4 protein-coding genes and 3 pseudogenes are annotated in these 6,991 nt (G+C 59.0%); 6 read left to right on the plus strand and 1 reads right to left on the minus strand.

From position 1 onward, the window contains the following. Positions 1-316 precede the first annotated feature (316 nt). The gene (locus YA0848_RS34695; RefSeq protein ID WP_332874111.1) at positions 317-1,606 is read left to right on the plus strand and encodes an MFS transporter; all 1,290 of its coding nucleotides are present in this window, start codon (positions 317-319) and stop codon (positions 1,604-1,606) included. A 19-nt stretch (positions 1,607-1,625) separates the two neighbouring features. After that, positions 1,626-2,951 (plus strand): glucarate dehydratase, encoded by a 1,326-nt coding sequence (gene gudD / locus YA0848_RS34700; RefSeq protein ID WP_034099269.1) that lies wholly within the window; start codon positions 1,626-1,628, stop codon positions 2,949-2,951. Between the two features lie 286 nt (positions 2,952-3,237). Here gudD and msrA read toward each other — a convergent pair whose 3' ends face one another. Beyond that, positions 3,238-3,744, minus strand: coding sequence for a peptide-methionine (S)-S-oxide reductase MsrA (gene msrA / locus YA0848_RS34705; protein ID WP_034114605.1), 507 nt, complete (start codon positions 3,742-3,744; stop codon positions 3,238-3,240). 95 nt (positions 3,745-3,839) lie between these two features. Here msrA and YA0848_RS34710 point away from each other — a divergent pair. From YA0848_RS34710 to YA0848_RS34725, 4 genes and pseudogenes are all read left to right on the plus strand, one after another. Further along, positions 3,840-3,974, plus strand: a pseudogene (locus tag YA0848_RS34710) (3-oxoacyl-ACP reductase); the annotation flags it as partial. Positions 3,975-4,517: 543 nt separating this feature from the next. Continuing rightward, positions 4,518-5,090: a recombinase family protein gene (locus YA0848_RS34715; RefSeq protein ID WP_169902501.1), complete on the plus strand. Its 573-nt coding sequence runs from the start codon at positions 4,518-4,520 to the stop codon at positions 5,088-5,090. Positions 5,091-5,094: 4 nt separating this feature from the next. Continuing rightward, positions 5,095-6,733: pseudogene (locus YA0848_RS34720) on the plus strand (IS481 family transposase). Beyond that, a pseudogene (locus YA0848_RS34725) lies at positions 6,723-6,991 on the plus strand (ExeA family protein); the annotation flags it as partial. The pseudogenes YA0848_RS34720 and YA0848_RS34725, both read left to right, overlap by 11 nt.

A 6,991-nucleotide genomic window follows, 5' to 3' on the forward strand; every position in this document is an offset into this window, starting at 1 on the left:
GTCCACGGGGTTGGGCTGGGGAGAAGCTTAACATTCTGCCTGTTCGGCGTGACACGAATCCGAAACCCTCCCACTTGTATGACAACACTACACATAAAGACCTATTAGGGTCCTTTGAGAGAGACTACACTCCGGGCTTAACAACCGCCAAAAAACCCAACGAAAGCTGACAAATAACCAAAATACTCACTGAATGGCGGGCTTTATAAGAACAAATCCCGAGCAGTGCATTGCGACCCCAAGACAACTACTTGTATGATGTCTATTAACAAAACGCACAAACCCGAATAAAAATAATCAGGGGGAGTCTTGAATTGTGAACAATTCAAACCACGCAGCTGTTGCTTCAGAACGCAGNNTCAACTACATCGACCGGGTCAATATCGGCTTCGTGCGAACGCACATGGAGCATGACCTAGGCATCGGCGCGGCCGCCTATGGCTTTGGCGCCGGGCTGTTTTTCATTGGGTATGCCCTCTTCGAAGTGCCCTCCAATATGCTGCTGCAAAAGGTCGGCGCGCGTATCTGGCTGACCCGCATTATGTTCACCTGGGGCATCGTCGCCACGTTGATGGCGTTTATCCAGAACGAAACCCACTTCTACATTCTGCGTTTTCTGCTGGGAGTGGCCGAGGCTGGTTTCTTCCCAGGAGTGATCTACTACTTCACACGCTGGCTGCCGGGTGTGGAGCGCGGCAAAGCCATCGCGATTTTCCTCAGCGGCTCGGCGGTGGCCTCGCTGATCTCCGGCCCGCTGTCGGGTGCACTGCTGCAGATCGAAGGGTTTGGCCTGCACGGTTGGCAGTGGATGTTCGCCATCGAAGGCCTGGCCTCGGTGGCCATCGGGTTCTTCGTGTGGTTCTGGCTCGATTCCAAGCCCCACGACGCCAAATGGATGACCCGCGAAGAACAGGACGCACTGGTGGGCGCCATCGACCAGGAACAACGCGAGCGCGAGGCGCTGACCAGCGTCAAGCCGACCCTCGGCCAACTGCTCAAAGACCGCCAGATTCTGTTGTTCTGCGCGCTGTACTTCTGCATCCAACTGACCATTTACGCCGCAACCTTCTGGCTGCCGAGCATCATCAAGAAGATGGGCGACCTCAGCGATGTGCAGGTGGGTTTCTTTAACTCGATCCCGTGGCTGATCTCGATCATCGCCATGTATGCCTTCGCCTCGCTGTCGGGCAAGTTCAAATTCCAGCAGGCCTGGGTCGCGGCGGCGCTGTTGATTGCGGCGGCGGGCATGTTCATGTCCACCACCGGCGGGCCGATCTTCGCCTTTGTGGCGATCTGCTTCGCGGCGATTGGTTTCAAGTCGGCGTCTTCGCTGTTCTGGCCGATCCCCCAGGGCTATCTGGATGTGCGCATCGCCGCGGCGGTGATCGCGCTGATCAACTCCATCGGCAACCTGGGCGGCTTTGTTGCGCCAACCACGTTTGGGTTCCTGGAGCAGACCACCGGCTCGATCCAAGGCGGCCTCTACGGCCTGGCCGGCACCTCGGTACTGGCCGCGATCCTGGTGTTCTTCGCCAAGACCTCGCCCTCGTCCACCTTGACCGCGCCCGGCAGCGTGCCCAGCGCCGCCCTCAGCAAACCTCTTTAAGCTCAACCAGGAACCTGCCATGACTACGCCAATCGTCACTCACTTTCAGGTCATCCCCGTGGCCGGCCACGACAGCATGCTGCTCAACCTCAGCGGCGCCCATGGGCCATTTTTTACGCGCAATATCGTGATTCTCAAGGACAGCAGCGGCCACACTGGCGTCGGCGAAGTACCCGGCGGCGAACGCATCCGCGAAACCCTGGAAGACGCGCGCAGCCTGGTGATCGGCCAACCCATCGGCCAGTACCAGCGCATCCTCAACCGCATGCGCAGCACTTTTGCCTCGCGGGATGCCGCCGGGCGTGGCCTGCAGACCTTTGACCTGCGCATCACCATCCATGCGGTGACCGCCATGGAAGCCGCCTTGCTCGACTTGCTGGGGCAGTTTCTCGAAGTGCCGGTGGCCGCACTGCTCGGCGAAGGCCAGCAGCGCGATGCGGTGAAAATGCTGGGCTATCTGTTCTACGTCGGCGACCGTACGGCCACCGACCTGGCCTATCGCAACGAGGCCGACAGCGATGATGCGTGGTTCCGCCTGCGCCATGAAACCGCCCTGACCGCCGAGGCGGTAGTGCGCCTGGCCGAGGCGGCCCAGGCCAAATATGGCTTCAATGACTTCAAGCTCAAGGGCGGCGTGCTAAGCGGCGATGCCGAAATCGAAGCGGTCACCGCACTGGCCGAACGCTTCCCCGAGGCACGCATCACCCTCGACCCCAACGGCGCCTGGTCGCTGAAAGAAGCCATCCGCCTGTGCCGCGACCAGCACCACGTACTGGCTTATGCCGAAGACCCCTGCGGTGCCGAAAACGGTTACTCAGGCCGCGAAGTCATGGCCGAATTCCGCCGCGCCACCGGGCTCAAGACCGCCACCAACATGATCGCCACCGACTGGCGCGAGATGGGCCACGCGATCCAGCTGCAATCGGTGGACATCCCCCTGGCCGACCCGCACTTCTGGACGATGCAAGGCTCGGTGCGCGTGGCGCAGATGTGCCACGAGTGGGGCCTGACCTGGGGTTCGCACTCCAACAACCACTTCGATATTTCCCTGGCGATGTTCACCCAAGTGGCCGCCGCCGCACCGGGCGACATCACCGCTATCGACACCCACTGGATCTGGCAGGACGGCCAACGCCTGACCCGCGAGCCGCTGAAAATCGAAGGGGGTTATGTGAAGGTGCCGACCCGGCCCGGCCTGGGGGTAGACATCGACATGGACGCCGTGGCCCACGCCCATGAACTGTACAAAGGCATGGGCCTCGGCGCGCGGGATGACAGCGTGGCGATGCAGTTCCTGATTCCGGGGTGGCGGTTTGATAATAAGCAGCCTTGCCTGGTGCGCTGAAGCCTTCAGGTAAAGCGGATAAATGTGGAAGGGGCGGAGCGACGATTCGACTTGCTCCGATAGACACAGGTATCCACACAAGTCTTAAAGGCTGACGCATAACCCTGTGAGCGGGCTTGCTGTGGTGAGCGGGCTCGCTGTGGTGAGCAGGCTTGNNGCCCCAAACCCAGGCACCTCGGAGTGTCAGATGAAACCACATTGCCTGGAGTGGGGCCGCTTCGCAGCCCAGCGCAGGGCAAGCCTGCTCACCACGGAATTCACGGCCTCTCCCCAGCGCTACTCACGCTTAGCTCCGCTTGGGCAACGTCCAATTCGGCCGAATGAAGTGGCAGGTATACCCGTTGGGTATCCGCTCCAGGTAATCCTGATGCTCCGGCTCCGCCTCCCAGAACTCCCTTGCAGGCTCTATCTGCGTAACCACAGGCCCCGGCCATAGCTGGGAAGCATCCACGTCAGCCGCGGTGTCTTCGGCAATCTCCCGTTGCTGCTCGCTCAGGTAGTAAATCGCCGAACGATAGCTTGGCCCCAGATCATTGCCCTGCCGATTCGGCGTGCTGGGGTCATGGATCTGGAAAAAGAACTCAAGGATCTGTCGGTAGGAAATCACCGCCGGGTCAAACACGATTTCAATCGCTTCGGCATGGTTGCCATGGTTGCGGTAGGTGGCATTCGGCACATCGCCGCCGGTGTAGCCGACGCGCGTGCGCAGCACGCCGGGGTAGCGTCGCAGCAGGTCCTGCATGCCCCAGAAGCAGCCGCCGGCGAGGATGGCGGTTTCGGTTGGGTTGGTCATGGTGTGTCCTTGCGCTTGGTGGATATGGGGATAGTTATGGGGTGATATCGGGCAATACCAAGCTGGATCGCGGAAAAACGACCGCTGGGCCACCAATCGCCAGCCGTATCTCCCTGGGCCGCGTTGGTCTGCAGGATGATATAGGCGCTGCGGTTGCAGCGATCTTGTCCGATGACATGGCCTGGGCTAATGGGACGACGTTTGATATCTCGGGCGGGCAACTGTTGTAGCTTGGTTGTACGGGATCATTTTTGATCCCATTGCGTATTCATAGCCGCAGTGGTAGCCACCATGATTTCCCATGTTTGTTTAGGCGTAGGTGATTTTGATCGGGCCTTTGCTTTCTACTCAAAAATAATGGCCGACTTAGACCTCACGTTAAAATTCTGCGAAGCGAGTAAGCCGTGGGCCGGTTGGGTCTCAAAAACCTCATCTCGCCCCCTTTTCGTCATAGGTGTAACGGCTTGCAATCGAAAACGACCGTGCTCGCAATCAACGCATTTTTCGGCTCAGATTAATTGCGCCTGACGGAGCTCTCTGACTCACATTAGCTGCGAGCGAGCTTGCATTGATCTGCGCCGGCTTGCATTCCATTGTTACGGGCTCACATTATTTGCGACTGATCGGTCGTCCATCAAACGAGGGTTTGTTGGACGGTCGAGCGGAGTTCGGTCGCCCTGCGGTAAAACGGCATTATCTGCATCCAACAACAGTTTCCACTTTTCAATATCCGACTACACTGGATATTTGTTGAATATCTGGACGAAACCAGGCTGATTGGATATGCCCGCGTCTCAACTGACGACCAGCTCCTTGATCTGCAACGCGATGCGTTGCTGAAAGCGGGTTGCGAGCGCGTGTTCGAAGACACTGCCAGCGGTGCCAAAGCCGAACGGGTTGGCCTGACTGCTTTGCTGGCCACGTTGCACCCGGACGACACCGTGGTGATTTGGCGTCTGGATCGACTGGGACGCTCACTGAAAGATCTGATCCGGCTGGTCGAGCAACTGGATGTAACCGGCGTTGGCTTGCGCAGCTTGCAAGAAAGCATCGACACCGCCTCGATTGGTGGCCGCCTGGTGTTCCATCTGTTTGTTGCCCTGGCCGAGTTCGAGCGCAACTTGATCCGCGAGCGCACTCAGGCGGGACTGTCGGCAGCCCGCCCACGCGGTCGTAAGAGGGGACGTAAGAAGCGACTCGACCCAGCCAAGCAAGAGCTAGCTTTGAGCCTTTACCACGAACGAAAACACACGGTGGCGGAGATCTGCCGTTTGATGGGTATCGGTCGTTCAACGCTCTACAACTACCTGACCGAGGCTGAACGTAATGCCCAGCGGGCGGCATAGCCCTATCCCTGACGACTCGCCGATGCAGTTGCGGCAGCGGCTTGACCGTTTGCCGAAGAAAAAGCCCGGAGCGAACGGCCCAGGTGACGGCGGTCGCTGAGTTGAACGGCGTATCTCCCAGTACCGTGTACCGAGCGCTGAACCTCCTCCATATAACCCATGCGGCCCCACAGGGCCGATCACGGTAAACCTCGCGTGTTGCAGCAGGGCGAACTGGAACGCTACTGCGAGTTGATTGCGGCACTGAAACTGCGCACGACCAATAAGCAGGGCCGACACCTTTCCACCCATCGTGCTATCGAGCTGCTGGAAGACTACGGCGTGGAGACTGCTCAAGGCTTGGTCAAGGCGCCAAAGGGCCTGTTGAGCCGTCCGACCATCAATCGCTACTTGTCCCTATGGCGATTGGATCAGTCGCGGCTGTTGCGGCAACCGCCTGCCGTACGGTTTCAAGCGCAGCACAGCAACGACTGTTGGCAGTTCGACTTGTCGCCTTCCGACCTCAGCACATCGATAAGCCAGAGTGGGTCGACCCGGCCAGAGGCGAACCAACGCTGATGTTGTTCAGCGTGGTCGACGACCGCAGCGGCGTGGCTTACCAGGAATACCACTGCGTATACGGTGAGGACGCGGAATCGGCGTTGCGTTTTTTGTTCAACGCCATGGCACCGAAGGCTGATCCTACATTTGCGTTCCAGGGTCGCCCGAAGATGATCTACCTGGACAATGGCCCGGTGGCCAAGCGCCGAGTGTTCCAGAAGGTTATGCAGGCACTGGGCATCGAGTGGCAGACGCATCTGCCCGCCGGCAAAGATGGAACACGCACCACGGCCCGCTCAAAGGGCAAGGTTGAACGACCATTTCGCACGGTGAAGGAAGCTCACGAGACGCTGTATCACTTCCATAAGCCGGAAACCGAAGCCCAGGCCAACGAGTGGCTGATGCGTTACCTAGTGCGTACCTACAACATGCAACGCCATCGTAACGAGCCACATTCGCGGATTGAGGATTGGTTGGCCAACTTACCTGCCGAGGGGCTGCGCGAGATGTGTACCTGGGAGCAGTTCTGTCGCTTTGCCCGCGAGCCGGAGCGCCGCAAGGTCGGCGTGGATGCCCGTGTCACCATCGACGGCACGACCTTTGAGGTCGAGCCGGAAATGGCGGGGGAATTCGTGGTGTTGCTGTGGGGGCTGTTCGATAACGAACTCTATGCCGAATTCGATGGCGAGCACTTCGGCCCTTACTATCCGGTCTCCGGGCCGATTCCGCTGCATCGATACCGAGCGTTCAAGCGCGGCAAGGTTGATGAGCGATCCGATCGCATCCGCTCATTGGCCGATCAGTTGGGATTACCCATCGCCGCCCTGGCCGGGAACGACGTGCGACTGACACCGTCTGTCGCGCCCATGGAATTGCCATGTCAGCCCTTCGATGTCGAAGCGCACGAGTACCACTTTCCCTGCGTTATCGCCGGTAAGCTGGCCATTGCCAACGAACTGGCGCAGCCGTTGGCCAAACTCTCGGACGCAGATCAAGCGTTTATCCACCAGGTGCTGAGCGAGACTTTGATTCGACGTGTGGTCTTGGAGCGCGTCAGGGGCTACTTCCGCCACAAAAAAACTGGAGAAGAATATGCGGGTTGAAGTGATGCAGCACTACGGATTGACATTACCGTTGAACCAGGCCGGTTATTTTGAGACCGCCCATCACCAGCAACTGATCAAAGACATCAAGGGCGCGATCTTCGAAGGCCGTCTGATTGCACTCTGTGGCGTCATCGGCAGCGGCAAAACCGTGATGCTGCGCCGGCTTCAGCACATCATGGAGGCCGAGAAGAAAATCACCGTCTCCAAGTCTTTCGCCATCGAGAAGCACAGCATCAAGCTGGCCACCTTCATCGC

The organism is Pseudomonas sp. S4_EA_1b, assembly GCF_016307435.1.
Lineage (GTDB): Bacteria > Pseudomonadota > Gammaproteobacteria > Pseudomonadales > Pseudomonadaceae > Aquipseudomonas > Aquipseudomonas rhodesiae.